Genomic DNA, 25,587 nt, shown 5'->3' with positions numbered 1-25,587 from the left:
TGGCTCAGAGGGTGTGGGTCATTACAAGACATACCCAGGCATGCAGGGCACACCGGGAGACACCGCAGGAGAAGGTGCGGCAGAGCCAGTCTAATGAAGGCGTTCCCGCTGTCTAGCCTTTCATTGCATCAATCTTCGACAGATGTACTACGGATTTCGCAGGCGTTAGGGTCATGTTCCGGCTGGAAAGCCTCTTGCTGGGGCTCGGACCCGGCCGCATCGGACTCCTCGGACTCCTCGGGCTCCTCTCCCAGCATCCGCTCGGCCGCCCCCCGGTGCAGCTGCGCCGCCGCGGGATCGCCCAGGCGGTCCAGGGTGTCGGCGAGCCGGAGATACAGGGCGCCCTGGAGCCGCGAGTCCTCGGCTCGCCGCGCCCAGTCCACCGCCTCCTGGCAGGTGCGCAACGACTCCTCGAGCCGCCCGGCGTACTCCTGGACCCGGGCCAGCTCACTCAATGCCCGCGCGTGACCCGCGACATCGCCGTTCTTGCGGTGCCCGGCGACCGCGGCCCGCCAGTTCCGCATCGCCTCGCCGTACCGGCCCGCGTAGGTGTGCGCCTCGGCGATACGGCCGTACAGCCGGGCGGCGTCCTCCCGCTCGGCCCGGGCCAGCCGCTGGGCGAGGGCGCGGCCGAACCAGTCGGCGGCCCGGTCGTAGTCCCCCAGCGCCAGATGGGCGCCGCCTACGGATTCCATCGCGCGGCCGGTCGCGTACGGGTCGTTTCCTTCCCGTCCGGCGTCCAGCGCGGCCCGAAAACGCACCAGCGCCGCGCGCGCACGGCCCGTCCGGGCGTCGAGGTCGCCCAGGTTCAGCAGGGCCGCGGCCTTCTCGCGGGGCAGATTCCGGCGGGCGGCCACATCGAGGACCAAGCCGTGGATGTCGTACAGCTCGGGGGCGGCGGCCCGGGTGCCGAAGTGCGTCACCAGCGCCCTGACCAGCTGGGACATCAGACGCCTGGCGAGGGTGTCCAGCTCCCCGTCGTCGACCGCGGCGCGGGCCGAGGCCAGCAGGGCGGGCTTGCGGATGCTCAGCCAGTCGGCGGCCGCCCGAGGGTTGGGGAAGCGCAGGGCGCGGGGCATGCCGAGGAGCTTCTGCCGGGTCTCGGGGCTGTCGGTCTCGGTGATCGCCCGGCAGGACTGCAGCAGCCGCACCGTCCGCTCCAGCATCCGCGCGCGGGCCAGCTGGAGCTCGGCGGGGCGGTCCTGGGTCTCGGTGAGGGCCTTGAGGTACGGGTGCAGACAGGCCGGGACCACGTACTGGGGCAGTGGTGAGTCGACGGAGTGCAGCAGGCCGAGGGCGACGAAGTCGTCCAGGGTGGTGTGGGCGCTGTCCACCGAGGAGCCGGCGAGCGCGGAGGCGGTGTGCGGGTCGACCAGGCCGCCGGGGGCGAGGGAGAGCAGCCGCAGTATGCGGGCGGCCGGGGTCGGCAGGCCGGAGTAGGCGAGGCGGAAGGCGCGGCTGAGCGGTGTGCCCTCCTCGCCCTCGGCACGCAGGTGCTTGGCGAGGTCGGCGACGGCGGCCTTGGGCCGGGCCGCGAGCCAGCCACCGGCCAGCATCAGCGCGGCGGGCTGGCCCTGGCAGACCTCGACGAGGCCCTCGGCGGCCCGTGGATCGACGGTGATACGGACCGAGCCGGCGTGCCGGGACAGCAGCTCCACGGCCGACTTGGTGTCGAGGCCGCCGAGGGTGCAGGGCCGCACGTCCGAGATCCCGGTCAGCGGACCGCCGGAGACGGCGACGGCCAGGCACTCGGGGGAGTCCGGCAGCAGGGCGTCGACCTGGTCGGCCTCGGCCGCGTCGTCGAGCAGCAGCAGGACCCGGCGGTCGGCGAGGGCCTCGCGCAGGGCCGCCGTGCGGTCGTCCGCGGCGACGCCGGGCGGGGTCGGCCGGTCCAGGGCGGTGAGCAGTTCACGGGCGGCGCGCTCGACCGGGACGGGCGTACCGTCGGGTTCGCTCAGGCGGGCACGCAGGACGCCGTCGGTGTAACGGTCCGCCACCCGCCGTACCAGTTCCTCGGCGAGTGCCGTGCGACCCGAGCCGGGACGGCCCGCGATGAGCAGTACGCGCGCGCGTGGCGCCTTGCGGCCGGAGAGGGTGTCCAGGCCCGCGCGTTCGATGTCGGCGAGCAGCTCTTTCAACTCGCGTGTGCGGCCCAGGAATTGGTTGCCGTCGGAAGTACGTGCCGACATCTGCACGCCGCCTGTGTCCACCACCTGATCCGTCACGGGCCACACTCCCGTCCCACACACGCGCAAGCCCGCCGGGACTCCGGCCAGGGCGTTTCCAGAGCCTAGTTCACGCTCTGCGACGATCCGGGCGCAGCACGGCGGAGACGTCCCCCGACCGGATCAGCAGATCGTAGGACCGGCAACATCAAACGGGCGTCAGAGCAACGCCCCGAAAGCGGCGCGGGGCTGTGTGGACATGCGGCTCCGCCGCGCGGGCGCGACCAACCACCACGCCGCCGCAGCCGAACGACGACCCACCGCGGCACTTCCGTAGTCGTTCGGCTCTCCCAGCGGAGCGCTACGCCTCGAACGGCCGCGCCGGCCAAGGCGCGTCCGCCGGACGGAGCGCGTCGAGTCCGTCGCCGGCCCGCGCCGCGACCAGCGACAGCACGCCCACGACAAGGCAGTTGTTGTGCAGCTCGCCCGCGAGCACCCCGCGGACCAGCTCGTCGAGCGGCACGCGCGCGTGCTCCAGGTCGGCCTCCTCGTCCTCCACCGCGAACCGGTCGCCCTCGGCCTCGGAGAGATCGCGGGCGAGGAAGATCCGTACGGCCTCGTCGCAGCCGCCGGGGGTGGTGTATACGTCCGTCAGCACCCGCCAGTCCTCGGCCTTGACGTGGGCCTCCTCGTACAGCTCGCGCTGCGCGGCGTGCAGCGGGTTCTCGCCGGGGATGTCGAGCAGGCCGGCCGGGATCTCCCACAGCTTCTGCCGCACGGGGTGGCGGTACTGCTTGATCAGCAGGACACGGTCCTCGCCGTCCAGGGCGAGGACGGCCACGGAGCCGGGGTGGACCTGGTAGTCACGTCGCACCACGGAGCCGCCGGGCATGACCACGTCGTCCGTGCGGACGGAGGTCTTGTTGCCCACGAAGGGGGTGCCCGTCGCCCGGATCTCCCACTCCTCGGGGGTGTCCTTGATCGTCATGCCCTGCCCTTCCACGTGCACAAAAGAAAACCGGGGTGCCAACCTTTGAAGGTTCGCACCCCGGCCACCGTACAACTCTCGTGTTACTTCGAATTCTTCCGCTCGACCGAGGCCTTCACGAGGCCGGCGAACAGCGGGTGCGGGCGCGTCGGGCGCGAGCGCAGCTCGGGGTGCGCCTGCGTGGCCACCAGGTAGGGATGGACCTCGCGGGGGTACTCCACGTACTCGACGAGCTTGCCGTCCGGGGAGGTGCCGGAGAACTGGATACCCGCCTTCTTCTCCAGCTCCGCGCGGTAGGCGTTGTTGACCTCGTACCGGTGACGGTGCCGCTCCTCGACGTACTCCTTGCCGTCGTACACCTCGCGCACGATGGAGCCCTCGGCCAGTTTGGCCGGGTACATGCCGAGTCGCATGGTGCCGCCCATGTCACCCTCACCGGCGACGATGTCGAGCTGCTCGGCCATGGTGGAGATGACCGGGTGGGAGGTCGCCGGGTCGAATTCGGTGGAGTTGGCGTCGCCGATGTCGGCGAGGTGGCGGGCCGCCTCGATCACGATGCACTGCAGGCCCAGGCACAGACCCAGCAGCGGGATTCTGTTCTCACGGGCGTACTTGATCGCGCCGACCTTGCCGAGCACACCGCGGTCGCCGAAGCCGCCGGGGATGCAGATGCCGTCCACGTCGGCGAGCTGCTGCTTGGCGCCGGCCGGGGTCTTGCAGTCGTCGGAGGTGACCCACTTGATCTTCACGCGGGCCTTGTTGGCGAAGCCGCCGGCGCGCAGCGCCTCGGTGACCGAGAGGTAGGCGTCGGGCAGGTCGATGTACTTGCCGACCAGCGCGAGCGTGATCTCGTGGTCGGGGTTGTGGACGCGGTCGAGCAGGTCGTCCCAGGTCGTCCAGTCCACGTCGCGGAACGGCAGGTCCAGCTTGCGGACGACGTAGGCGTCCAGGCCCTCGCCGTGCACGGTCTTCGGGATGTCGTAGATCGAGCGGGCGTCGGGGCAGGCCACCACGGCGGCCTCGTCGACGTCGCACATCAGGGAGATCTTGCGCTTGATCGCGGTAGGCACCTCGCGGTCACAGCGCAGCACGATGGCGTCTGGCTGAATACCGATGTTGCGCAGAGCCGCAACCGAGTGCTGGGTCGGCTTCGTCTTCAGCTCCCCCGAGGGGCCGATGTACGGCAGGAGCGAGATGTGCACCACAAACACGTTGTCCCGGCCGACCTCGTGACGGACCTGGCGGACCGTCTCCAGGAACGGCAGCGACTCGATGTCGCCGACCGTGCCGCCGACCTCCGTGATCACGACGTCGACCTCGTCCGTCGCCATGCGGCGGATGCGGTGCTTGATCTCGTTGGTGATGTGCGGGATGACCTGCACGGTGTCGCCGAGGTACTCGCCGCGCCGCTCCTTGGCGATCACGGTGGAGTAGACCTGGCCGGTGGTGACGTTCGCCGAGCCGTCCAGGTCGCGGTCGAGGAAGCGCTCGTAGTGGCCGATGTCCAGGTCGGTCTCGGCGCCGTCGTTGGTGACGAACACCTCACCGTGCTGGAAGGGGTTCATCGTGCCAGGGTCGACATTGAGGTACGGGTCCAGCTTCTGCATGACCACCCGCAGGCCCCGGGCCTTGAGGAGCATGCCGAGGCTGGAGGCCGTCAGGCCCTTGCCGAGCGAGGAGGCGACACCCCCGGTGACGAAGATGTGCTTGGTCGTCGTGGATTTTGGCGTCATGGCCAAGAGGGGGCTCCCGTGGTCGCGATCTTGAAGTGCGGTTCGGGGGTCTTTGACGCCCACCGGTCCACGGGCTACCAGGGTATCAGCGACCGGAACCGATGGCTTCCGGCCACGCTCCGCACACGTCTCACCACGAACATGCACACGTGTTTCGGTTTCTCACCCGTTGCTCACCCGTTCGGCGGACCCGGGTTGCCCGGAGCGGCACACAGATCATCTACGTGCGTCGTATCCTGCTCGGACATTCGCTGCCGAGCGCGGCCGGCAACACGGCACCACCCCTCGCCCGTAGCCACCGGAACAACGAGAGCTCGTCAGTTCGTTGAGCAGAGATTGTTGAGAAGAGACTGTCGCTTTGCCTCATGGCGCGGACGACTGCTTTGCTTCACCGCTCAACGACGTATTACAACCACCCCTTGACCGCACTAGCGAGAGCCCCCTTGCGATAAGGGGGTGACGTGGCCGTTCGACTGGAGATGCACGTGGCCGGGCGCATCGAAGACTACGCACTCATCGGAGACATGCAGACCGCGGCATTGGTCTGCCGGGACGGCACGGTGGACTGGCTGTGCCTGCCCCGCTTCGACTCGCATGCCATCTTCGCCGGCCTGCTGGGCACCGAGGAGCACGGTTTCTGGCGGCTCGGCCCCGCGCATGCCTCGGACTCCCCGCCGCCCACCGCGGCCCGGCGCACCTACCGCGGCGACTCCCTGATCCTGGAGTCCGAGTGGGACACGCCGCGCGGCACGGTCCGGGTGATCGACTTCATGCCTCCCCGTGACGGCGCGCCCCAGCTGATCCGGATCGTCGAGGGCGTCTCGGGCCGGGTGCCGATGCGCTCGACGCTGCGGATGCGTTTCTCGTACGGCCGGGTGGTGCCGTGGGTGCACCGGCACGAGGGCCGTACGGTCGCCGTCGCCGGTCCGGACTCGGTGTGGTTCGACACCGAGGCCGAGACCTACGGCAAGTCGCTGACGACGTACTCCGACTTCACGGTCGCCCCGGGTGAGCGGATCGCGTTCACCATCTCCTGGGAGCCCTCGCACAAGGAGCCGCCGGCGCTGCCGGAGCCGGAGCAGTCGCTGGAGGCCACGGAGGACTTCTGGCGGGACTGGGTCGAGCACTGCACGTACCACGGCCCGTACCGCGAGGCGGTGATCCGCTCGCTGATCACGCTGAAGGCGCTGACGTACGCCCCGACCGGCGGCATCGTCGCGGCGCCCACCACCTCGCTGCCGGAGGACATCGGCGGCGTCCGCAACTGGGACTACCGCTACACCTGGCTGCGCGACGCGGCGATCACCCTGTCCTCGCTGCTGCGCACCGGCTACCGCGAAGAGGCCCGCTCCTGGCGGGAGTGGCTGCTCAGGGCGGTCGCCGGCGACCCCGAGAACCTGCAGATCATGTACGGCATCGCCGGCGAGCGCGAGCTGGGCGAGGCCGAGCTGGACTGGCTGCCCGGCTACGAGAACTCCGGCCCGGTGAGGGTCGGCAACGGCGCCGCGCACCAGCTCCAGCTGGATGTGTACGGCGAGGTCACCGAGGCCCTGCACCTGGCCCATATGACGGGCCTGGCCCGCAACGACTACGCCTCCCTGCTCCAGCTCAAGCTGATCCGCTACCTGGAGGACCACTGGCAGGAGCCGGACGAGGGCATCTGGGAGGTGCGCGGCCCGCGCCGCCACTTCGTGCACTCCAAGGTGATGGCCTGGGTCGCCGTCGACCGCACGATCAAGCTCATCGAGTCCGGCGACGCCGACGGCCCGCTGGAGCGCTGGCGCGAGCTGCGCGACGACATCCACCGGGACGTGTGTGAGAAGGGTTACGACAAGGAGCGCAACACCTTCACGCAGTCGTACGGCTCGAAGGAGCTGGACGCCTCCCTGCTGCTGATCCCGCAGATGGGCTTCCTGCCGCCGGACGACAAGCGTGTCATCGGCACGATCGAGGCGATCCAGCGCGAGCTGTCCACCTCGGACGGCTTCATCCTGCGCTATCCGACGGAGGGCGAGAGCAAGGGCGTCGACGGCCTCCCCGGCGACGAGGGAGCCTTCCTCGCCTGCTCGTTCTGGATGGCGGACGACCTGGCGATGATCGGCCGCGTGGACGAGGCCCGCAAGCTGTTCGAGAAGCTGCTGTCGCTGCGCAACGACCTCGGTCTGCTCGCCGAGGAGTGGGACCCGCGCCTGCAGCGTCAGGTCGGCAACTTCCCACAGGCCTTCAGCCACGTTCCACTGATCGACACGGCGCTGCGTCTGACGGCGTCGGGAGCCTACGGCGGCTGAACAGGACCGCCGGCCGCAGCCTGCCTACGCTGGGACCATCAGCCCCTGCAAGGAAGGGGGCGCCCCATGGCCTCCCCATCGAAGGCGGGCGCGGCGCTCGCCGCGCTGCGCGAGGATCTGGTCGGCGACGTGTTCGCCCCGGGGGACGCGGGCTACGACGAGGCCCGGACCGTCTTCAACGCGATGATCGACCGCCGTCCCGCGGTCATCGCCCAGTGCGTGGACGAGGACGACGTCGTACGGGCCGTGCGGTTCGGGAGGGACCTGGATCTGCACATCGCGGTGCGCGGCGGCGGGCACAGCGTGGCGGGCATGGCCGTCAACGACGGCGGACTGGTTGTCGACCTGCGTCACATGCGCGCGGTGACCGTCGATCCCGCGGCCGAGGCGGTGCGGGTCGCGGGCGGCGCCACGATGAGCGACCTGGACCGCGCCTGCCAGCCGCACGGCCTCGCCACTACCGGCGGCCGGGCCTCCACCACCGGCGTCGGAGGATTCGTCCTCGGCGGCGGCTCCGGCTGGCTGGACCGCTGGTGCGGACTGGCCGTGGACAACCTGCTCGGCGTCGAGCTCGTCACCGCGGACGGCGAGCGGGTGCACGCCAACGCCGACGAGAACCCGGAGCTCTTCTGGGGCCTGCACGGCGGTGGCGGCAACTTCGGCGTGGCGACCGCGCTCACCCTGAGGCTCCACGAGCTGCCCGAGTTCTCCATCGCGCTGGTCCTGTACCTCCCGGAGTTCGGCCTCGAGGTCGTCCGCACCTACCGCGAGCTGATCTCCGTGGCGCCCGACGAAGCGGGCGGTGGCGCGCTGTATCTCATCGGGCCGCCGGAGGAGTTCGTACCGCCGCACCTGGTGGGCACGCTCCTGTGCGGTGCTCTGCTGACGTACGCCGGGCCCGAGGAGGACATGCGCAAGCTGGCCGAGCCCCTGCTGGCGCTGCCGCACGAGTCGGAGATCGTCGGGGCGATGCCGTACGCCGATGTCCAGTGCATGCTCGACGATCCGCCGGGGATGCGGAACTACTGGTCGGCGGAGTACCTGACGAGCGCGCCCGACGAGTATCTGGACGCCTTCTGCGCCCGGGCCGAGGCCATGCCCTCGCCGACCGGCACCATCCATGTGCTGTTCCCGCTGGGCGGGGCGATCGCCGCGGGCCCGCACGAATACCCCGTGCCCTACCGCGACGCGCGCTGGGCCGTCCACCCCTTCGCGATCTGGGAGGACCCCGCGGACGACGAGCGGTGCGTCCAGTGGGTCCGGAACGTCCGCGCCGACGCGCGGCCGTGGAGCACGGGCGCGGTCTACCTCAACTTCATCGGGGACGAGGGCGCCGAGCGGGTCGTGGCCGGACTGGGCGCCGAGAACACCCGACGGCTGGCCGAGCTGAAGCGCCACTACGACCCCGACAACGTGTTCCGCTTCAACCACAACGTCAAGCCGGCCTGACGGCTGCGGCGGCCGGCTCTCGCACTGTGCGGGTCAGGCGAGCGCCCTCAGCGTCCGCTCCCCGCCCGGATCGCCCGCCGTGGCCGGGACGAGGGCGATCTCGTCCAGTCCGGCCTCGGCGTACTCCTCGGCACGCGCGCGTACGGCGTCCAGGTCGCCCACCAGGCCGACCGTGCGGGCCGCAGCGGCGGGCAGCGCCCGGACCAGCGTGTCGCCGTCGGCTCCGGTACGGGTCGGCTCGACCGCCTCCCCGAAACCGGCCGCCTCGAACATGTCGCTGTAGCCGGGCACCGTGAGATACCCGGCGATACTCCGCAGGACCTGTGCCATGCAGGCCGGGTCGGGAGCGACGGCGGCCGGCAGCCAGGCGGCCAGGGTCGGCGGCGTTGTACGGCCCGCGCGCTCGGCGGCCGCGTCGAGCTTCGCCCGCAGCGTGCGGACCTGTGCCGGCGAGACGTTGTCGAGCAGCATCCGGTCGGCGTGCGCCGCCGCCGTGGCGATGTCGCCGAACGCTGCCACGGTGAGCGGGCCGCCGGGCGGCCGGTGGCGGCGCCGGAAGGTGCTGCCGGGGACGACCGGTTCGCCGGGCTCGCCGTGCAGGAAGCCGCGTCCGCGGAGGCCTCCATCGCCGCCGCGGGCCGCACCCGCGGCACCCCGTGCACGCCCTCGACGACCCGCTTGCTGGACGTCCCCGGCGCCACCCCGACCGGCCGCCCCACGACGGCCGCGACCGATGCGGCACCCCGCGCGATGCCGAACGCGTCACGCACCGACACCGCCACCGGCCCGGCCGTCAGCGCGACCCGCTCGGTGGCCCGCCCGGCTGCGGTGGCGAGGACGAAGGAGTCCCAGGTCGGCCCCTCCCCCGCCCATACCTCGCGATACCCGAGCCGGTCGGCGACCGCGGCCACCCGCAACGGCTCCTCGATCGCACTGTCGTCCTCCCGCGCCACGGCAACCACGCTGTAGTCCATGCCGACGCGGCTACCCGGGCCCCCGCTTCCATGAACGCGTTCGAAGCTGTCGGGGAAGCCCGCGCACCGGTAGCGTCCGGCTCATGGACAGCGGCATGAACAGCGGATTCGACACCCACGGCGCCGGGATCACCGTCCGGCGGGCGCTGGAGCTGCCCGGTCTGCGCAGTGGGCTGCCCGAGATCCTCGCTGGCGCCGACCGGCTGGGCCGGACCGTGCGCTGGGTGCACGCGGGCGAGGTGCCGAACATCGCGTCCCTGCTGAAGGGCGGGGAGCTGCTGCTGACCACGGGCTACGGCCTGGGCACCCGCCCCGCGGACCAGCGCGCGTTCGTGCGCACCCTGGCCGAGCGTGGCATCGCGGCCCTGGTCATCGAGCTCGGCGCCCGCTTCACCCGGCTGCCCGCCGCGCTGGTCGACACGGCACGCACGGCCGGTCTCCCGCTCGTCCAGCTGCATCGCCAGGTCCCGTTCGTGACGGTCACCGAGGAGATCCACACCGAGATCGTCAACGGCCACTACGCGCTGCTGCAACGGGCCGAGGAGGTGCACCGCCGCTGCACCGAAGCCCTGCTCGGCGGCGGCGGGGTCCCCCAGGTGCTGGGCATCCTGGCGGACTTCAGCGACAACCCGGTCTTCCTGGAGACCACGGACGGCCGGCTGCTGTACGCCGCCGGGGCCGGGCCCGAGGGCGCGGACCCGCTGCAGGTGTGGGAGGGGCTGCGCGGGCCGCACAAGGACGCGCCGCCGCCCGCGGGGTCGGTGCTGGTGGACGTGCCGGGCGGCGGCCAGGGCACCGCCTCGGTCCGGGCCCGGCTCGCACTGCTGCCGGTGCTCGGCCCGCTCGCGCCCGTGCACCGGATCGCCGCCGAGCGGGCCGCGGGCATCCTCGCCGTGGTGCTGATGCAGGCACGCCAGGAGGAGGAGCTGGCGGCCCGCGGCCGCGGCGACTTCCTGACCGACCTCGCGGAGGGCCGTATCGCGGCCGGGGACGCTCCCGCGCAGGCGCGCGTACTGGGCTTCAAGCCGGGGGAAGGCCCGCTGCTGCCGGTCGTGATGCGGCTGGGGGACGGGCCGGCGCCAGGCGGCTGGGCGGTGCTGGCGCGCGCGGTCGGGGAGGAGCTGGCCTCGGTGGGGGTGCCGGTGCTGCTGGGCGTACGGCCCGTGGAGGGTCGCGTCCCGGTGCTGCTGGGCCTGCGTGCGGAGTCGGAGCGGTCGGCGGTCGCGGACAAGGTGGCGGCGGCGCTGCGGGCGGGCGTGGAGCGGGCCGGGATCCAGCGGCCCGGGGCGCGGCCGCCGGTCGTGGTCGTCGGGGTCGCCGGCGGCTGGGCGGCGGCCTCGGCGGGCCTCAGACACGCGGCGGAGACGGCCACGGCGGCACAGGGCCTGACCGACCGCCCCTGGTACGACGCCCGCCGCCTGGACATCGACCTGCTGTTGTGGCGGCTGCGCGACCATCCCGACCTCGCGGCCTTCGTGGACCGCGCGATCGGCCCGCTGCGCGACCACGACGACCGCTCCAAGCCACCCCTGCTGCCCACGCTGGAGACGTACTTGGCGCACGCCGGCCGCAAGGCGGAGACCGCACGCGAGCTGCACCTCAACCGGCAGACGCTGTACAACCGCCTCGCCCGCATCGGCGAGTTGCTCGGCACCGACCTCGACGACCCGCAGACGGTACTGGCGTTGAGCCTGGCGCTGCGGGCGCGACGGCATGTCGCCTAGCCGGACCGCCGAACCGGCCGTCTAGATCATGGGCCGAGGCTGCGTCAACTCGTCGTAGACGCTGAGCACTTGGGCCACCGTCTCGTCCTCGCTCGGCCAGGTGGCCGCCTGCCGCACGCCCCGCTCCCTGAGCGCGTCCTGCCGCTCGGGATCGGCGAGCAGTCCTACGACGGCGTCGGCGAGGGCGTCCGGGTCGCCGTACGGGACGAGTTCGGCCGCGTCGCCGACGAGTTCCCGCATACCGCCGACGTCGGTGGCGATGAGCGGCACGCGCGCGTGGAGGGCCTCCTGGGCCAGGACGGACCGTGACTCCCAACTGCTGGACAGCAGCGCGATGTCGGCGGCGGCGAGCAGCTCGGCGACGTCGTCGCGCCGTCCGATGAGCCGCACGGGCAGCTCCTCGTCCTCGATACGGCGCTGCAGTTCGGCCCGCAGCGCGCCCTCGCCCGCGATCACCACCAACGGCGCGGGATCGAGCCGCCGCCACGCGCGCGAGGCGTCCAGCAGTACGTCGTAGCCGCGATGCCGCTCCAGCGAGCCGACGGCGATCAGCAACGGCCGCCCGGTGGCGCCGAGTTCGGCGCGCACCTTGGGCCGCCGCCGGTCGGGGTCGTCCTGCTCGACGGGGCCGCTCCGGCCGGGCAGGGCGACCGCGGCGAGCCGCGCGTCCCGCGCGCCGGTGCGGCGGGCCCGGTCGACCAGGGCCGAGGTGCTCCCGAGGACGACGGAGGCGGCCTTGACGACCCGCCGCTCCAACAGCCGTACCAGATGGGCGCGGGCGCCCTCGGCGTGCGCCCGGTCGTGCCACGTCACGACGAGCGGGGTGCGCCGCCCGCTCAGCGCGAGCACCGCGCGGAAGGAGGCGTGCAGTCCGTGCGCGTGCACCAGGTCGGCGTCCGCGCAGGCGGCCCGCAGGGCGGCCACCGAGGCGGGGTCGCTGCTGCGCGGCACATGGACGTGCTCGGCGCCGGCTCCGCTGAAGTCGTAGGCGCGATCGGCCTCGACCGGAGCGCACACCGTGACCCGCACACCCCGCGCGACCAGCCCCGAGGCCAGCGATCGCACATGCACGCTGCTGCCGGCGTTGCCGCCGCCCAGCACCTGCACGGTGCGCAGCGACGACTGGCCGTGCGGTGAGTGGCTGCTCACGGGGGTCACGTGGCCGGGGCTCCTGGTTGTGGGTGGGGCGGTCACGAAGAAAGTACAGAAGGATCGGGCGGAGGGGGTGTACCGCGAGGATCCCTACGCGTACGACGTGTTTACGCCAAGGATGCCAGGACGCACGGGCGTTCCGGGAACCGCGGCGGGACGCGGGGCGGGCAACGCGGCGGACGGAGTCACCTGCACGAGTGAGTCGGGGCGGCGTTGGTGCACGAACACGCGCGCGTGGCGCACACTCCATCCGCCCACGACGGTCACCGAACCGGCCCGCGTGCGATCTCGCTCACCCTGTCGCCGTACACCGTCGCGGCGACGACGGCGGCGGCGTGCGCGACCAGCCCGGCACGCCCGCTCCCGGCGACGACGGCCGCCCCGAGGGCCGCGCCCAGCGCATGAGCCCCGGTGTCGCCGATCATCGCCCGCTCCCCGAGGTCGTCGGGCAGCACGGCCGCCGCGGCCCCCATGGCGGTGGCGGCCGGCTCGGCGCCGGGCCCTGCGCGCAGCAGCCCCGGCGCGCCGAGCGCGAGCACCGAGGCGACGGCACGCCCGGGCCGCACATCGACAAGGTTGACGAAATGCGCGGCGCCGGCGATCACGACCCCGGCGAGCAGCTTGTCCAACAGCCGCTCCTTCAGGAAGGCGCCCGCCACGAGCCCGGCGGCCGAGATCCCGAACAACTTGACGGCCCCGCTGGTCACTTCGCCGTCCCGAAGAGCGCGCAGATGCGCCCCGAACCCGCGTCGCGCGTCACCCGCCCCGGCCACGTCGTCGTACGCCCCGCAGATTCCCGCGACGGCCACGGCGAACCCGGCGGCCGGCGACACCCGCCCGACCCCGACCGCGGTGGCCAGGGCCGAGGCGGGCCCGGCGTACAACTCCACGGTGCGCCCGGCGTAGTTCTTCCGCTCCCAGCGGTCACGGCCGCCGGGGGCCTTGGCCCGCAGGGCGGCGACGGCGACGCGGGTGAGGGTGGCGGAGAGACCGAAGGAGAGGACCGGCTTGATCATCCGGTCACCCTACGCAGCCCCCAGGCCCGGCCTACACGTCGGCCCGAGCCGTCTCCAGCAGCTCCTCCGCGTGCGCCCGCGCGGTCTCCGAGTCCTCCTGGCCGGCGAGCATCCGGGACAGCTCCCGGATCCGCTCCTCGCCCTCCAGGACCTTCACACCGGAGCGGGTGACCGAGCCGTCGTTGGTCTTCTCGACGAGCAACTGCCGGTCGGCGAAGGCGGCGACCTGCGGCAGATGGGTCACCACGACGACCTGCGCGGACTTGGCCAGCCTGGCAAGCCGCCGTCCGATCTCCACGGCCGCCTTGCCACCGACGCCCGCGTCGACCTCGTCGAAGAGATACGTCGGCACGGGGTCGGTGCCCGCGAACACGACCTCCACGGCGAGCATCACGCGGGAGAGCTCACCGCCGGACGCGCCCTTGGCGATCGGCCGGGGCGGCGCGCCCGGATGCGGGGCGAGCAGCAGCTCGACCTCGTCCACGCCGGACGGCCCGTAGGCGACGGCGCGCCCGCCGACCTCCACGCCCTCGGGGTCCTCGGTCTGCCGGATGGCGAACGACACGCGCGCGTGCGGCATGGCGAGCGAGGCCAGCTCCGCCGTCACGGCGGCAGCGAACCGCTCGGCGGTCTCCGCCCGCGCATCGCTCAACGCCTGCGCGAGCCCGCCCAGCTCGGTCCGCAGCGCGTCCCGCTCGGCGGTCAGCTCGTCGATCCGGTCGTCGTCGCTGTCCAGCTCCGTCAGCCGCGCGCTGCCCTCCTCGGCCCAGGCGAGCACGGCGGCGACGTTCTCGCCGTACTTCCGGGTGAGAGCGTTCAGCGCGGCCCGCCGTTCCTCGACGGCCGCGAGCCGCAGGGGATCGGCGTCCAGGTCGTCGGCGTACCCCGCCAACTCCCCGGCGACATCGCCCAGCAGGATCCCGATCTCCCCGATCCGGTCGCCCAGCGCGGCCAGCGCCGGGTCGTACGAGCGCACGGCGTCCAGGGCCCGCTGCGCGCCCCCGACGAGCGTGGCCGCGTCGATGCCCTCGGGGTCCTCCGGATTGCCGGCGAGGGCGGCGTGAGCGGCCGTGGCAGCGGACGACAGCGCCTCCGCGTGCCCCAGCCGCTCGGCCTCCTCGGCGAGCTCCACGTCCTCACCGGCGCGCGGCTCGACCCCCGCGATCTCGTCGAGCCCGAAGCGCAGCATGTCGGCCTCCTGGGCCCGTTCACGCGCGCGCGTGACGATCTCCTCCAGCTCCACGGAGACCGCCCGCAGCCGCCGGTACGCCTCGCCGTACTTGGCGAGCGGCACGGCGACGGCGTCACCGGCGTACCGGTCGAGCGCCTGCCGCTGCCGGGACAGCTTCAGCAACCCCTGCTGATCGGTCTGCCCGTGCACGGCCACGAGTTCGTCGGCGAGCTCGGCCAGCATCCCCACGGGCACGCTGCGCCCGCCCAGATGCGCCCGGGACCGCCCCTCGGCCGAAACGGTACGGCTGATCAGCAACGCCCCGTCGTCGAGTTCGGCCCCGGCCTCCTCGGCCCGCACAACGGCCGAGGTGCCCGCGGGAACGGTGATCCGCCCCTCCACGACCGCCTTCTCGGCCCCGATCCGCACGAGCGCCGGGTCCGCCCGCCCACCGAGCAACAGGCCCAGGCTGGTGACCACCATGGTCTTGCCCGCACCCGTCTCACCCGTGACGGCGGTGAACCCCGGCGACAGCTCGACGACCGCATCGTCGATGACTCCGAGCGACCGTATCCGCATCTCCTCCAACACGGACACGACCTTACGAGGTCAGCACGGGGAAGTGCGACGGCCCCCGGGTCCGTGATGTGAAGGTGCAGGTGACGAATGGGTATCGGCCGCACATTGTCACCCAGGCGAGTGTCACGCCCTCAGGGGCGCGGGGAACTGCGCGACCAGCCACATCGGGCTTGCAGCCGCCCGACGTGCCTCTCACACCCCGGCGAACGGGCTAATGCGGCGCCCCCCGCCACCCGGAAACCGGCAACGCGAACTTCGCCACCAACCGATCCGTGAACGAAGCATGATGCAGCCGAGCCAGCCGCACCGGCACAGCCCCCCGCCGCACCTCCACCCGCGCACCCGGCGGCAACTCGACCGTCCGCCGCCCGTCACACCACAGCACCCCCGGCGGAATATGAGGCAGAACCTCCACCGCGAGCACAGAATCCGGCGAGGTCACCAACGGCTTCGCGAACAACGCGTGCGCACTGATCGGCACCATCAGCAACGCCTCGACCTCGGGCCACACCACGGGCCCACCCGCGGAGAAGGCATAAGCCGTGGACCCGGTCGGAGTAGACAGCACAATCCCGTCGCAGCCGAACCCCGTGACCGGCCGCCCGTCGATCTCCAGCACGACCTCAAGGAGCTTCTCCGCCCCGGCCTTCTGCACGGCCGCCTCGTTCAGCGCCCAGTCCGTGTGGACGATGTCGCCGTTCTGATGCACGACGACATCGACGGTCATCCGCTCCTCGACCTCGTACGCCTTGGTCACGACCCGGTCGACGACCTTGTCGAGGTCGTCCCGCTCGGCCTCCGCGAGGAACCCGACACGGCCCAGGTTGACGCCCAGCATCGGCACCCCGGACGCCCGCGCGAACTCGGCGCCCCGCAGCAGCGTCCCGTCACCGCCGAGCACGATGAGCAGCTCGCACCCGTCGAGGCACTGCGGAGTCGCCTCCTTGACCAGTTCGACCTCGTCCGGCAGCGGCAGATCCTCCGCCTCCGCCTCGAGCACCCGCACGCCGATCCCCGACCGCAGCAGTCCTTTGACCACCAGTTCGGCGCTGCGAATGGCCGCCGGCCGCCCGGTGTGGGCGAGGAGAAAAACAGTACGAGTCAGGTTCTGCATCAACGGGGCCCCTCCGCCACTGCACGGTCAACGTCGGCCGGGTCCAGAGCGGGCGCCCCGGCACGCAGCCACAGAAAGTACTCGACATTCCCGGAGGGTCCGGGCAACGGACTCGCCGTGACCCCGTTCACCCCGAGCCCGAGGTCCCACGCCTTCTCGGCGACACCGCGCACGGCCTCCGCCCGCAGCTGCGGACTCCGTACGACTCCCCCGCTGCCCAGCCGTTCCTTCCCCACCTCGAACTGCGGCTTGACCATCATCACCAGATCGGCATCCGGCTTCACGCACCGCACGAGGGCGGGCAGCACCAGTCCGAGCGGGATGAAGGACAGGTCCCCCACGACAAGATCCACTGGTTCCCCATCGATCGCTTCGAGCGTCAACTCGCGTACGTTCGTACGGTCCTTGACGGTGACGCGTTCATCGCTTCGGAGAGTCCAGGCGAGTTGTCCGTATCCGACGTCGACGGCGACCACATGCGCGGCCCCCGCCCGCAGCAGCACGTCGGTGAAGCCACCCGTGGACGCCCCGGCGTCCAGCGCCCGGCGTCCTTCCACCGCGAGCCCCTGGGGCACGAAGACCTCCAGCGCGCCCGCGAGCTTGTGGCCGCCGCGCGAGACGTACTCGGGATCGCTGCCGTCGGCCTGGACCACGATCGCCGCCGCCGTCTCCACCTGCGTGGCCGGCTTGGTCGCGACGGTCTTGCCGACGGTGACCCGCCCGGCGGCGATCAGCTGGCTGGCGTGCTCACGCGAACGCGCGAGCTTCCGGCGGACCAGCTCCGCGTCAAGACGGCGGCGTGCGACTCCTGCCACGTTCGGTTCAGCTCCTCGTCCCATACGTCGACGGGGGCGCCGGAGGTCCCGGGCGGGCGTCGAGCGCCGTGAGCGCGTCGCGCAGCCCCCGGTGTACATCCTCGTACACCTCGAGGTGCCCGTCGGTGGCGAGGTGGTCGGCGTCGCCGAGCCGCTCCAGCTGGGCATCGACGTCGGCGTCGCCGGTGGGGGTGCGGGGGACGTTCAGCGGGGCGGGGGCGGCGGGATCGTACTCGGGTTCGGTCGCTTCGACCGCGTACTCGTCCGCCGCCTCCTCCACCGGGATCTCCGTCTCCGGAACCGTGTCGCTCATGCCCAGACGCTACCCCGAACCGCTGGGGTACCGTCGATCGCGATGGCCACGATTGAGGAGTGCCGCGCCGCACTCGAAAAGCTCTCGGACAACATGCAGCGCGCCGAAGGGGACACCCGGGCGGCCGCGGCCCTGGACCGCTCGGTGAGCTGTCACATCACCGACCTGGACGTCACGTTCGTCGGCCGCATGGCGGACGGCCGGATCCACGTCCATGACACGCTCGAGGGCCCGCCCCGCGAGAAGGCCCAGATCAGACTGAGCATGACCGGAGACGACCTCGTCGCCCTGGTCGGCGGCGAGCTGAGCTTCGCCAAGGCGTGGGGCTCCGGCCGGGTGTCGCTGCACGCGGGCGTGCGTGACCTGCTGCTCCTCAGGAAGCTTCTGTAGCCGCCACCTTCGCTTCCGTACGTGCCTTGCGCGCCGCCGGCACCACCAGCGGCGTGCCCGTCTCGGGGTCGTCGATGACCTGACAGCGCAGCCCGAAGACCTCCTGGACCAGCTCGGCCGTGACGATGTCGTGGGGCGCGCCCTCGGCGATCACCGCCCCGCCGCGCAGGGCGAGCAGATGGGTGGCGTACCGGGCGGCGTGGTTCAGGTCGTGCAGCACCGCGACCAGGGTGCGCCCCTGCTCCTCGTGCAGCTGGGCGCACAGGTCGAGAACGTCGATCTGGTGCTGGATGTCGAGGTAGGTCGTCGGCTCGTCGAGCAGCAGCAGCGGTGTCTGCTGGGCGAGCGCCATCGCGATCCACACACGCTGCCGCTGACCGCCCGACAGTTCGTCGACATAGCGATCCGCGAGCTCGGCGACCCCGGTCTGCTCCATCGACTCCTGTACGACCCGCTCGTCCTCGGTCGACCACTGGCGCAGGATCCCCTGGTGCGGGTAACGGCCACGGCCCACCAGGTCGGCGACGGTGATCCCGTCGGGCGCGATCGACGACTGCGGCAGCAGACCCAGCGTGCGCGCGACCTTCTTCGCCGGCATCGACTGGATGACCTGCCCGTCCAGCAGGACCCGGCCCTGGCTGGGCTTGAGCATCCGCGACAGCGCCCGCAGCAGGGTGGACTTGCCGCACGCGTTCGGGCCGACGATCACGGTGAAGGAGTTGTCGGGTATCTCCACCGACAGCTGCTCGGCGATCACCCGCTGGTCGTAGGCGAGGGTGACGTGGTCGGCGGACAGGCGGTTCACAGTGCTCCTTCGGTTGTTCAGCCCATGGTTCGGCCCGCTGCTGAGGCTCTCGCCGCCGTTGCTGCCGCCGGCCCTCATATCCGGCCCGCCTTGCGTTCGGTGACCAGCAGCCACAGCAGATACACACCGCCGAGCACGCCCGTGACCACGCCCACGGGCATCTGGTCGGCGCCGAAGACACGCTGGGAGATCCAGTCCGCGGCGACCAGGAGGGCGGCGCCCATGCACAGCGAGGGCAGCAGGTTCGGGCCGGGCGAGCGGGTCAGGCGCCGGGCGAGCTGCGGGGCGGTGAGCGCCACGAAGCTGACCGGACCGGCGGCCGCGGTGGCGGCGGCGGTGAGCAGCACGGCACACAGCATCAGCAGCAGCCGTACGCGTTCGACGCGCACCCCCAGGGCGTACGAGACGTCGTCGCCCATCTCCATCATCCGCAGCCCCCGCGCATTGGTGAGGACGAGCGGCACGAGGACGGCGCACAGCGCCAGCAGCGGCCAGACCTGGGCCCAGTCACGGCCGCTGAGGGAACCGGTCATCCACACGACCGCGCGGGCCGCGTCGACCAGGTCGGCCTTGGTCAGCAGATAGCCGTTGACCGCCGTCATGATCGCGGACATGCCGATACCGACCAGGACCAGTCGATAGCCGTGCACGCCCCGCTTCCAGGCGAGCAGATAGATGGCGAGCCCGGTCGCGAGTCCGCCCACGAGCGCGCCGACGGTGACCTGGTCGGCGTCCCCGGAGAACAGCACGATCACCACGAGCGCGCCGGCCGTGGCCCCCTGTCCGAGGCCGAGGATGTCCGGGCTGCCCAGCGGGTTGCGGGACAGCGCCTGGAACAGCGCCCCGCCGACGCCGAGCGAGGCACCGACCAGGAGCCCGACCAGGACCCGCGGCAGCCGCAGCTCGTTGACGATGAACTCCTGACCCGCGTTGCCCTCGCCGAACAGCGTTCTGAGTACGTCGCCGGCCCCGATCGGGAAGTCGCCGGTGCCGATCAGCAGGACGGCGGCGGCGAGCGCGGCGAGCAGCAGCAGCACGACGACGGTCAGCGCCCGGACGTCGAGGCGGACGGAGAGCCCGCCCGCGGTCCGCACGGCGCGGTTGGAGCGGTTCGGCGCGTCGGGCGCAGCGGTCTTCGGTTCGCTCTTCACTGCGGTCTTCACTGCGGTCTTCACAGTTGGGCCGTCCTCCGCCGTCGTACGAGAAAGATGAAGACCGGTCCGCCGAGGATCGCCGTGACGATGCCGACCTGGAGCTCGGAGGGCCGGGCGACCATCCGGCCGAGGACGTCGGCGCCGAGCAGCAGCACCGGCGAAAGGACGGCCGCGTACGGCAGGATCCAGCGCAGGTCGGGTCCGGTGAACGAGCGCACGACGTGCGGCACCATCAGGCCGACGAACACGATCGGCCCGCAGGCCGCGGTCGCGGCACCGCACAGCACGGTCGCGGCGAGCATCGCCAGCACCCGGGTGCGGTTCAGGTTGGCGCCGAGGGCCTTGGCGGTGTCGTCGCCCATCTCCATGGCGTTCAGCGGCCGGGCGAGGGCGAGCGCGAGGACCATGCCGGCGACGAGGAACGGCAGCACCTGCTTGATGGTGGAGTCCGTCGCCGAGGTCAGCGAACCGACCGTCCAGAAGCGCATCTTGTTCAGCGCCGCGTCGTCCATGATCATCACGGCCTGGAGATAGCCGTAGAGCGCGGCGCTGATCGCCGTACCGGCGAGCGCGAGCCGGACCGGTGTGGCGCCCCGGCTGCCGCCGAGGAACCAGACCAGCGCCCCGACCGCGGCAGCGCCGAGGAAGGCGAACCAGACGTAGACGTGCAGGCTGGTGACGCCCAGGAACGTGATGGCGGTGACGACCGCCGCGGACGCGCCCGCGTTGATGCCGAGCAGCCCGGGGTCGGCGAGCGGGTTGCGGGTGAGCGCCTGGAGCACGGCCCCGGCGAGACCGAGTGCCGCGCCGGCGAGCAGTCCGAGGACGGTGCGCGAGATCCGGTCGTCCACCACGACGTCGCCGTAGGTCCCGGAACTCTCGAACAGCCCGTGCCAGACCTCCCCCAGAGACAGCTGTTTCGCCCCGATCGCGATGCTGGCCAACACGACGACCAGCAGGATCAGGACAGAGACGAGCAGCCCAACGGCACGTATCGCCCGTCGGGTTGGGGGCGCGAACTGGGACTCCGCGCGCTGTTCGGGAGGACTGTCGACCAACACGCAGTTAGGTTAGCCTACCCTGCCATTCGGCCACGATCCCGCCGGGCGTCCTCTCTCGCTCGGGAGCCGTGCGACGGCTCACAATCCCAGCCGTGCCAGCGCCTTTCCCGAGTCCAAGGCGCACGAACCGTCCCCGGCCGCCGTCCAGGCCGCCGCACACAGCGCCCGCAGCCCGTCCAAGGCCGCCCCCTCACCGTCGAGTTCCAGCCGCTCTCCCCGCGCGGTCGCCGTCCAGCCACCGCACCGGAAGCCCTCCCCTGCCCCGGTGACCTCCGGCTGCCCGGTGAGCAACCCCCGCAGATCGGCGTCGACATAAGTCGGCCGGTGCTGCGGCGGCGCGGCCAGCAGCTGCGCGCCGTCGGTCACGCCGGTCAGGACGAGCAGCGAGTCGACCTCCCCGTTGAACGCTCCCTCGATGTCCGTGTCCAGCCGGTCCCCGACCACCAACGGCCGCTCGGCACCGGTCCGCAGGATCGTCTCCCGGTGCATGGGAGGCATCGGCTTGCCCGCCACCCGCGGCTCGGCGCCGGTGGCTATCCGTACGACCTCCACCGCCGCCCCGTTACCCGGCGCGATGCCCCGCGCGCTCGGAATCGTCAGGTCGGTGTTGGACGCGAACCACGGCACCCCGCGCGCGATGGCGTAGCACGCCTCCGCGAACCGCCCCCACGCCAGCTCCGGCCCGCCGTACCCCTGCACGACCGCCGCCGGATCGTCGTCCGCGGACTCCACCGGCTCCAGTCCGCGCTCCCGCAGCGCCACCCGCAGCCCCTCCCCGCCGATCACCAGCACCCGGGAGCCCTCGGGCACATGGTCACTGATCAGCCGAGCGACCGCCTGCGCCGAGGTGATCACGTCATCCGCGCCCGTGGGTATCCCCAGCGCCGTCAGATGCGCCGCCACGACGTCCGGAGTCCGCAGAGCGTTGTTCGTGACGTACGCCAGATGCATCCCGCCCGCCCGGGCGGACGCGAGCGACGCGACCGCGTGCGTGATCGCGTTCCCGCCCGCGTACACCACACCATCGAGGTCGAGCAGCGCCGTGTCGTATGCCTCGCTCAGGGCCTGGCCACTGCCCGCGGGGCTCCTCCTGACGCTCTGGCTCATTTGGCATCGCTCCTCGTTCGACGGCTTTCCCCCGATCATCCCCCATACCACTGACACCCGTACGATGCCTGGATGAACACAGCAGGTCACCCGGAAGCAACGGCGCGCCGAGGCCTCGAACTCACCCCGTTCCGAGGACTTCGCTACGACCCCGACCGGGTCGGCAGCCTGGCCGCCGTGACATCCCCTCCGTACGACGTCGTCGTCCGCCCCGACGGCCTGCACCACCTCCAGGACGCGGACCCGCACAACATCGTCCGCCTGATCCTCCCCCAGGCGGAGACGCCCGCCGCCCGCAACGAACAGGCCGCGAAGACCCTGCGCCAATGGCTGTCCGAAGGCGTACTGATCACGGACCCCGAGCCCGGTCTCTACGTCTACGAACAGAGTGACGGCGAGGGCATGCTCCAGCGCGGCGTCATCGGCGCCCTGCGCGTGTCGGAGCCGTCGGAGGGCCTGGTCCTGCCGCACGAGGACGTCATGCCGCACGTGGTCGCGGACAGAGCGGCCCTGATGCGCGCCACCTCCGCGAACCTCGAGCCCTTGCTGCTGACCTACCGCGGCAATGGAACGGCGGCCGACACGACGTCCGTGATCGAGCGCGCGATCGAAGGCCCACCGCTCTTCTCGACGACCACGGAGGACGGCTTCAGCCACCGCCTGTGGGCGATCACCGACCCCGCCGACCTGGCCCGCATCCAGTCGGACCTGACCCACCGCCAGGCCCTGATCGCCGACGGCCACCATCGCTGGGCCACGTATCTCCGTCTACGCGCGGAGCACGGCTCGCCAAGCCCCTGGGACTACGGCCTGGTCCTCCTGGTCGACACGGCCCGCTACCCCCTGCGTGTCCGCGCCATCCACCGCCTTCTGCACACGCTGCCGGTACCGGACGCCCTGGCCGCCCTCGACGGCCTGTTCCGCGTGAGCCGCCTCGAAGTCCCGCTGACCGAGGCCCTGGAGGCGCTGGCCGACGCCGCCTGCGCGGGCAACGCCTACCTCCTCGCCGGAGACGGCGCCTTCCACCTCGTCGACCGACCGGACCCGGACCTCCTCGCCCGTACGGTCCCCGCCGACCGTCCCGAAGCCTGGCGCACCCTGGACGCGACGGTCCTGCACTCGACCCTCCTCGCCCACGTCTGGCACATCCCCGAGGACGACCCCACCCGCATCGCCTACATCCACGACGCCGCCGCGACCGTCGACAAGGCGGAACGCGACGGCGGTACGGCCGTACTGATGCACCCCGTCCGCGAGGACGTCGTACGCGACCTCGCCCGCCAGGGCGTCACGATGCCCCGCAAGTCGACTTCGTTCGGCCCGAAACCCGCATCGGGCCTGGTCCTTCGCACACTGGACGGCTGAACGGCGAAGGGCGGGACCCCGGCCCGGGATCCCGCCCCTCACTTCACTCGCGGCTCACTCCTTGTCGCCCTCTTCGGGGTCGGCCTGAGCCTGCTCACCAGTGCTGTCGCCGTTCTCGTCCTGGCCCTCGTTCTCGTCGAGAGCGTCCACGAAGTCGACACCGTCCAGCTCGGCGAGCCGGTCGGAGGCGTCCGTGCTGCCGTCCTTGTCGGCCTCGACGGCCTTCGCGAACCACTCCCGCGCCTCACCCTGCCGCCCGGCGGCGAGCAGCGCGTCGGCGTACGCGTACCGCAGCCGCGCGGTCCACGGCTGTACGGCGTTGGAGGCCAGCTCGGGGCTCTGCAGCGTCACGATGGCCGCGTCCACCTGCCCCATGTCACGCCGGGCGCCGGCCGCGACGAGCCGCATCTCCACCTGCCCGGCCTTGTCGAGCTTGTGCACCTCGGGCGCCCCGGCCATGTCCAGCGCCTTCTCCGGCCGCCCGAGCCCACGCTCGCAGTCGGCCATCAGCGGCCACAGGTCCACGGTCCCGGTCATCCGCCGCGCGGCCCGGAACTCGGCGAGCGCCTCGGCGTACTTCTGGTTCGCGTACGCCGCGAACCCGGCCGCCTCACGTACGGCGGCGACACGCGACGCCAGCCGCAAGGCCACCTTGGAGTAGCCGTAGGCCCCCTCGGGGTCCTCGTCGATGAGCCGCGCGACCATCACCAGGTTCTTGGCGACGTCCTCCGCGAGCGTCTTCGGCAGGCTCTGGAGCTCCTGCCGTACGTCCTTGTCGACCTCGTCGCCCGTGACGTCCTCGGGGATCGGCAGCCGCTTGATCGGCTCGCGGTCACGGTCCCGATCCCGCTCGTCACGGAACCGGCCGCCGCCACGCCGGTCGTCACCGCGCCGGTCGTCCCGCCCACGGAAGCCACCGGGCCGTCCGCCACGGTCGTCCCTGCGCGGCCCGCGCGCACCACGGTCGTCCCGTCGGTCATCCCGCCCACGGAACCCACCGCGCTCGCCCCGGCTGTCATCGCGGCGGAAGCCACCACGGTCCCCACGGCTGTCATCACGACGGAACCCGCCGCGGTCTCCACGGTCATCGCTCCGACGATCATCACGACGGTCATCACGGCGCTCGTAGCTGCCACGGCTGTCATCACGACGGAAGCCACCGCGGTCGCCGCGGTCATCGCCTCGACGATCATCACGACGGTCATCACGGCGGTCATCACGGCGCTCGTAGCTGCCACGGCTGTCGTCACGACGGAACCCGCCACGGTCGCCGCGGTCATCGCTCCGACGATCATCACGACGGTCATCACGGCGCTCGTAGCCGCCACGGCTGTCGTCACGACGGAACCCGCCGCGGTCACCACGGTCGCCGCGATCGTCACGACGGAAGCCACGGTCACGGTCGTCACGCCGACCCTGCCCACCACGGTCGCCACGGTCCCCGCCGTCGCGGCGGTCGTCGCGTCGGCCGTAACCGCGGTCATCGCTCCGACGGTCATCACGGCGGTCGTCACGTCGGCCATACCCACCACGGTTGTCATCACGACGGAAGCCACCGCGGTCGTCGTCACGACGCTCCCCGCGCTCGCCTCGATCGTCCCGACGGACGGCAGGACGGTCACCGTCGCGCCGGAAACCACGGTCGCGATCGTCGCGACGGGGACCAGCAGGCCGGTCATCGCGCCGGAACGGCGGCCGAGCCCCTCGATCGTCGCCGCCCCGCCGGTCATCACGTCGGTCGTCGCGACGGCCGCCGTAACCACCGCGGTTGTCATCACGACGGAAGCCACCACGGTCACCGCGATCATCGCCGCGGCGATCGTCACGACGGTCATCACGCCGGCCATACCCACCGCGGCCGGCACCGCTGCCACTGCCACTGCCACTGCCACTGCCACTGCCACTGCCACTGCGATCGTTGTCGCGACGGAACCCGCCGCGCTCCCCCCGGTTGCCACGATCGCCGCGGTCACCACTGTCCCGTCGCCGCGGGTCGCGCTCCGGTCGGTCGTCGGGAGAGTTGGTGGACATCGGTGACTCCTGTCTTCGGTACACAAGCATTGTAAAAACGAAAGGACCCCTGGTCCCAGCTGAACGCTGGTGGCCAGGGGTCCTTCCCCAAAGATTGCTCGGCGGTGTCCTACTCTCCCACAGGGTCCCCCCTGCAGTACCATCGGCGCTGTAAGGCTTAGCTTCCGGGTTCGGAATGTAACCGGGCGTTTCC

General features: G+C 72.0%; 21 protein-coding genes, 1 rRNA gene and 1 pseudogene. 5 read left to right on the top strand and 18 right to left on the bottom strand.

Annotation, left to right across the window (positions count from 1 at the left end):
* Nucleotides 1-128: 128 nt before the first annotated feature.
* The 3 genes from ACZ7NC_RS36140 to ACZ7NC_RS36130 all read right to left on the bottom strand — a co-directional run bounded on the left by ACZ7NC_RS36140 (nt 129) and on the right by ACZ7NC_RS36130 (nt 4,886).
* Nucleotides 129-2,225 carry a tetratricopeptide repeat protein gene (locus ACZ7NC_RS36140; protein WP_471494775.1) on the bottom strand — a complete coding sequence of 699 codons (2,097 nt, stop codon included), beginning with the start codon at nt 2,223-2,225 and terminating at the stop codon, nt 129-131.
* A gap of 301 nt (nt 2,226-2,526) precedes the next feature.
* Nucleotides 2,527-3,153, bottom strand: a complete 627-nt coding sequence (locus ACZ7NC_RS36135; protein ID WP_471494773.1) for an NUDIX domain-containing protein — start codon at nt 3,151-3,153, stop codon at nt 2,527-2,529.
* 83 nt (nt 3,154-3,236) lie between these two features.
* Entirely contained in the window at nt 3,237-4,886 is a 1,650-nt protein-coding gene (locus ACZ7NC_RS36130; protein ID WP_471494771.1) for a CTP synthase, read from the bottom strand.
* A gap of 485 nt (nt 4,887-5,371) precedes the next feature.
* On the opposite strand from ACZ7NC_RS36130, the gene ACZ7NC_RS36125 reads away from it, so the two are divergent.
* Both ACZ7NC_RS36125 and ACZ7NC_RS36120 read left to right on the top strand, forming a co-directional pair.
* Nucleotides 5,372-7,174 (top strand): glycoside hydrolase family 15 protein, encoded by a 1,803-nt coding sequence (locus ACZ7NC_RS36125; protein WP_471494867.1) that lies wholly within the window; start codon nt 5,372-5,374, stop codon nt 7,172-7,174.
* Between the two features lie 66 nt (nt 7,175-7,240).
* On the top strand, nt 7,241-8,623 hold the full coding sequence (locus tag ACZ7NC_RS36120) for an FAD-binding oxidoreductase (protein ID WP_471494769.1): 1,383 nt from the start codon (nt 7,241-7,243) through the stop codon (nt 8,621-8,623).
* Between the two features lie 33 nt (nt 8,624-8,656).
* Here the strand turns inward: ACZ7NC_RS36120 and ACZ7NC_RS36115 are convergent, their stop codons facing one another.
* Both ACZ7NC_RS36115 and ACZ7NC_RS36110 read right to left on the bottom strand, forming a co-directional pair.
* Nucleotides 8,657-9,142 carry an LLM class flavin-dependent oxidoreductase gene (locus ACZ7NC_RS36115; RefSeq protein WP_471494767.1) on the bottom strand — a complete coding sequence of 162 codons (486 nt, stop codon included), beginning with the start codon at nt 9,140-9,142 and terminating at the stop codon, nt 8,657-8,659.
* 161 nt (nt 9,143-9,303) lie between these two features.
* Nucleotides 9,304-9,597: pseudogene (locus ACZ7NC_RS36110) on the bottom strand (LLM class flavin-dependent oxidoreductase); the annotation flags it as partial.
* Nucleotides 9,598-9,680: 83 nt separating this feature from the next.
* Between ACZ7NC_RS36110 and ACZ7NC_RS36105 the strand changes: the two are divergent.
* Nucleotides 9,681-11,321 (top strand): PucR family transcriptional regulator, encoded by a 1,641-nt coding sequence (locus ACZ7NC_RS36105; RefSeq protein ID WP_471494765.1) that lies wholly within the window; start codon nt 9,681-9,683, stop codon nt 11,319-11,321.
* Between the two features lie 21 nt (nt 11,322-11,342).
* Here the strand turns inward: ACZ7NC_RS36105 and ACZ7NC_RS36100 are convergent, their stop codons facing one another.
* The 6 genes from ACZ7NC_RS36100 to ACZ7NC_RS36075 form a co-directional block, all read right to left on the bottom strand.
* Nucleotides 11,343-12,479 (bottom strand): glycosyltransferase family 4 protein, encoded by a 1,137-nt coding sequence (locus tag ACZ7NC_RS36100; RefSeq protein WP_471494763.1) that lies wholly within the window; start codon nt 12,477-12,479, stop codon nt 11,343-11,345.
* 257 nt (nt 12,480-12,736) lie between these two features.
* Complete coding sequence (locus tag ACZ7NC_RS36095; RefSeq protein ID WP_471494761.1) at nt 12,737-13,489, bottom strand: hypothetical protein; 753 nt, start codon at nt 13,487-13,489, stop codon at nt 12,737-12,739.
* A gap of 31 nt (nt 13,490-13,520) precedes the next feature.
* Complete coding sequence (gene recN / locus ACZ7NC_RS36090) at nt 13,521-15,239, bottom strand: DNA repair protein RecN (RefSeq protein ID WP_471494865.1); 1,719 nt, start codon at nt 15,237-15,239, stop codon at nt 13,521-13,523.
* Between the two features lie 211 nt (nt 15,240-15,450).
* Nucleotides 15,451-16,356 carry an NAD kinase gene (locus ACZ7NC_RS36085; protein WP_471494760.1) on the bottom strand — a complete coding sequence of 302 codons (906 nt, stop codon included), beginning with the start codon at nt 16,354-16,356 and terminating at the stop codon, nt 15,451-15,453.
* Nucleotides 16,353-17,168: a TlyA family RNA methyltransferase gene (locus tag ACZ7NC_RS36080; protein ID WP_471494758.1), complete on the bottom strand. Its 816-nt coding sequence runs from the start codon at nt 17,166-17,168 to the stop codon at nt 16,353-16,355. Before ACZ7NC_RS36080 ends, ACZ7NC_RS36085 begins: the two co-directional genes overlap by 4 nt.
* Before the next feature lie 7 nt (nt 17,169-17,175).
* The gene (locus tag ACZ7NC_RS36075; protein ID WP_471494756.1) at nt 17,176-17,481 is read right to left on the bottom strand and encodes a hypothetical protein; all 306 of its coding nucleotides are present in this window, start codon (nt 17,479-17,481) and stop codon (nt 17,176-17,178) included.
* Between the two features lie 42 nt (nt 17,482-17,523).
* Here ACZ7NC_RS36075 and ACZ7NC_RS36070 point away from each other — a divergent pair, with 42 nt between their 5' ends.
* Nucleotides 17,524-17,871 (top strand): sterol-binding protein, encoded by a 348-nt coding sequence (locus tag ACZ7NC_RS36070; RefSeq protein WP_471494754.1) that lies wholly within the window; start codon nt 17,524-17,526, stop codon nt 17,869-17,871.
* Here ACZ7NC_RS36070 and ACZ7NC_RS36065 read toward each other — a convergent pair.
* From ACZ7NC_RS36065 to ACZ7NC_RS36050, 4 genes are all read right to left on the bottom strand, one after another.
* Nucleotides 17,855-18,754 carry an ABC transporter ATP-binding protein gene (locus tag ACZ7NC_RS36065; protein ID WP_471494752.1) on the bottom strand — a complete coding sequence of 300 codons (900 nt, stop codon included), beginning with the start codon at nt 18,752-18,754 and terminating at the stop codon, nt 17,855-17,857. The two genes, ACZ7NC_RS36070 and ACZ7NC_RS36065, sit on opposite strands and share 17 nt — an antisense overlap.
* On the bottom strand, nt 18,751-19,827 hold the full coding sequence (locus ACZ7NC_RS36060) for a FecCD family ABC transporter permease (RefSeq protein WP_471494863.1): 1,077 nt from the start codon (nt 19,825-19,827) through the stop codon (nt 18,751-18,753). The genes ACZ7NC_RS36065 and ACZ7NC_RS36060 overlap by 4 nt, the downstream gene beginning before the upstream one ends.
* A 20-nt stretch (nt 19,828-19,847) precedes the next feature.
* Nucleotides 19,848-20,891, bottom strand: coding sequence for a FecCD family ABC transporter permease (locus tag ACZ7NC_RS36055; protein ID WP_471494750.1), 1,044 nt, complete (start codon nt 20,889-20,891; stop codon nt 19,848-19,850).
* Between the two features lie 78 nt (nt 20,892-20,969).
* Nucleotides 20,970-21,998, bottom strand: coding sequence for an HAD hydrolase-like protein (locus tag ACZ7NC_RS36050; protein WP_471494748.1), 1,029 nt, complete (start codon nt 21,996-21,998; stop codon nt 20,970-20,972).
* Nucleotides 21,999-22,070: 72 nt separating this feature from the next.
* Between ACZ7NC_RS36050 and ACZ7NC_RS36045 the strand changes: the two genes are divergently transcribed.
* Complete coding sequence (locus ACZ7NC_RS36045) at nt 22,071-23,363, top strand: DUF1015 domain-containing protein (protein WP_471494746.1); 1,293 nt, start codon at nt 22,071-22,073, stop codon at nt 23,361-23,363.
* Nucleotides 23,364-23,417: 54 nt separating this feature from the next.
* Here ACZ7NC_RS36045 and ACZ7NC_RS36040 read toward each other — a convergent pair whose 3' ends face one another.
* The 3 genes from ACZ7NC_RS36040 to rrf all read right to left on the bottom strand — a co-directional run.
* On the bottom strand, nt 23,418-24,176 hold the full coding sequence (locus tag ACZ7NC_RS36040; RefSeq protein WP_471494862.1) for a tetratricopeptide repeat protein: 759 nt from the start codon (nt 24,174-24,176) through the stop codon (nt 23,418-23,420).
* Complete coding sequence (locus ACZ7NC_RS36035) at nt 24,068-25,198, bottom strand: hypothetical protein (protein ID WP_471494877.1); 1,131 nt, start codon at nt 25,196-25,198, stop codon at nt 24,068-24,070. The genes ACZ7NC_RS36040 and ACZ7NC_RS36035 overlap by 109 nt, the downstream gene beginning before the upstream one ends.
* 292 nt (nt 25,199-25,490) lie before the next feature.
* Nucleotides 25,491-25,587 (bottom strand): 5S ribosomal RNA (gene rrf, locus ACZ7NC_RS36030); the annotation flags it as partial.

This window comes from Streptomyces sp. NPDC111802 (genome assembly GCF_055634335.1).
This window is presented reverse-complemented; position numbering and strand designations above follow the sequence as displayed.

Coding starts and splice junctions, on each gene's coding strand:
- ACZ7NC_RS36135 (WP_471494773.1), bottom strand. CDS start 3,153: ATGACGATCAAGGACACCCCCGAGGAGTGGGAGATCCGGGCGACGGGC.
- ACZ7NC_RS36130 (WP_471494771.1), bottom strand. CDS start 4,886: ATGACGCCAAAATCCACGACGACCAAGCACATCTTCGTCACCGGGGGT.
- ACZ7NC_RS36120 (WP_471494769.1), top strand. CDS start 7,241: ATGGCCTCCCCATCGAAGGCGGGCGCGGCGCTCGCCGCGCTGCGCGAG.
- ACZ7NC_RS36105 (WP_471494765.1), top strand. CDS start 9,681: ATGGACAGCGGCATGAACAGCGGATTCGACACCCACGGCGCCGGGATC.
- ACZ7NC_RS36095 (WP_471494761.1), bottom strand. CDS start 13,489: ATGATCAAGCCGGTCCTCTCCTTCGGTCTCTCCGCCACCCTCACCCGC.
- recN (WP_471494865.1), bottom strand. CDS start 15,239: ATGCGGATACGGTCGCTCGGAGTCATCGACGATGCGGTCGTCGAGCTG.
- ACZ7NC_RS36075 (WP_471494756.1), bottom strand. CDS start 17,481: ATGAGCGACACGGTTCCGGAGACGGAGATCCCGGTGGAGGAGGCGGCG.
- ACZ7NC_RS36070 (WP_471494754.1), top strand. CDS start 17,524: ATGGCCACGATTGAGGAGTGCCGCGCCGCACTCGAAAAGCTCTCGGAC.
- ACZ7NC_RS36065 (WP_471494752.1), bottom strand. CDS start 18,754: ATGAGGGCCGGCGGCAGCAACGGCGGCGAGAGCCTCAGCAGCGGGCCG.
- ACZ7NC_RS36050 (WP_471494748.1), bottom strand. CDS start 21,998: ATGAGCCAGAGCGTCAGGAGGAGCCCCGCGGGCAGTGGCCAGGCCCTG.
- ACZ7NC_RS36045 (WP_471494746.1), top strand. CDS start 22,071: ATGAACACAGCAGGTCACCCGGAAGCAACGGCGCGCCGAGGCCTCGAA.
- ACZ7NC_RS36035 (WP_471494877.1), bottom strand. CDS start 25,198: ATGACCGTCGTGACGATCGCCGCGGCGATGATCGCGGTGACCGTGGTG.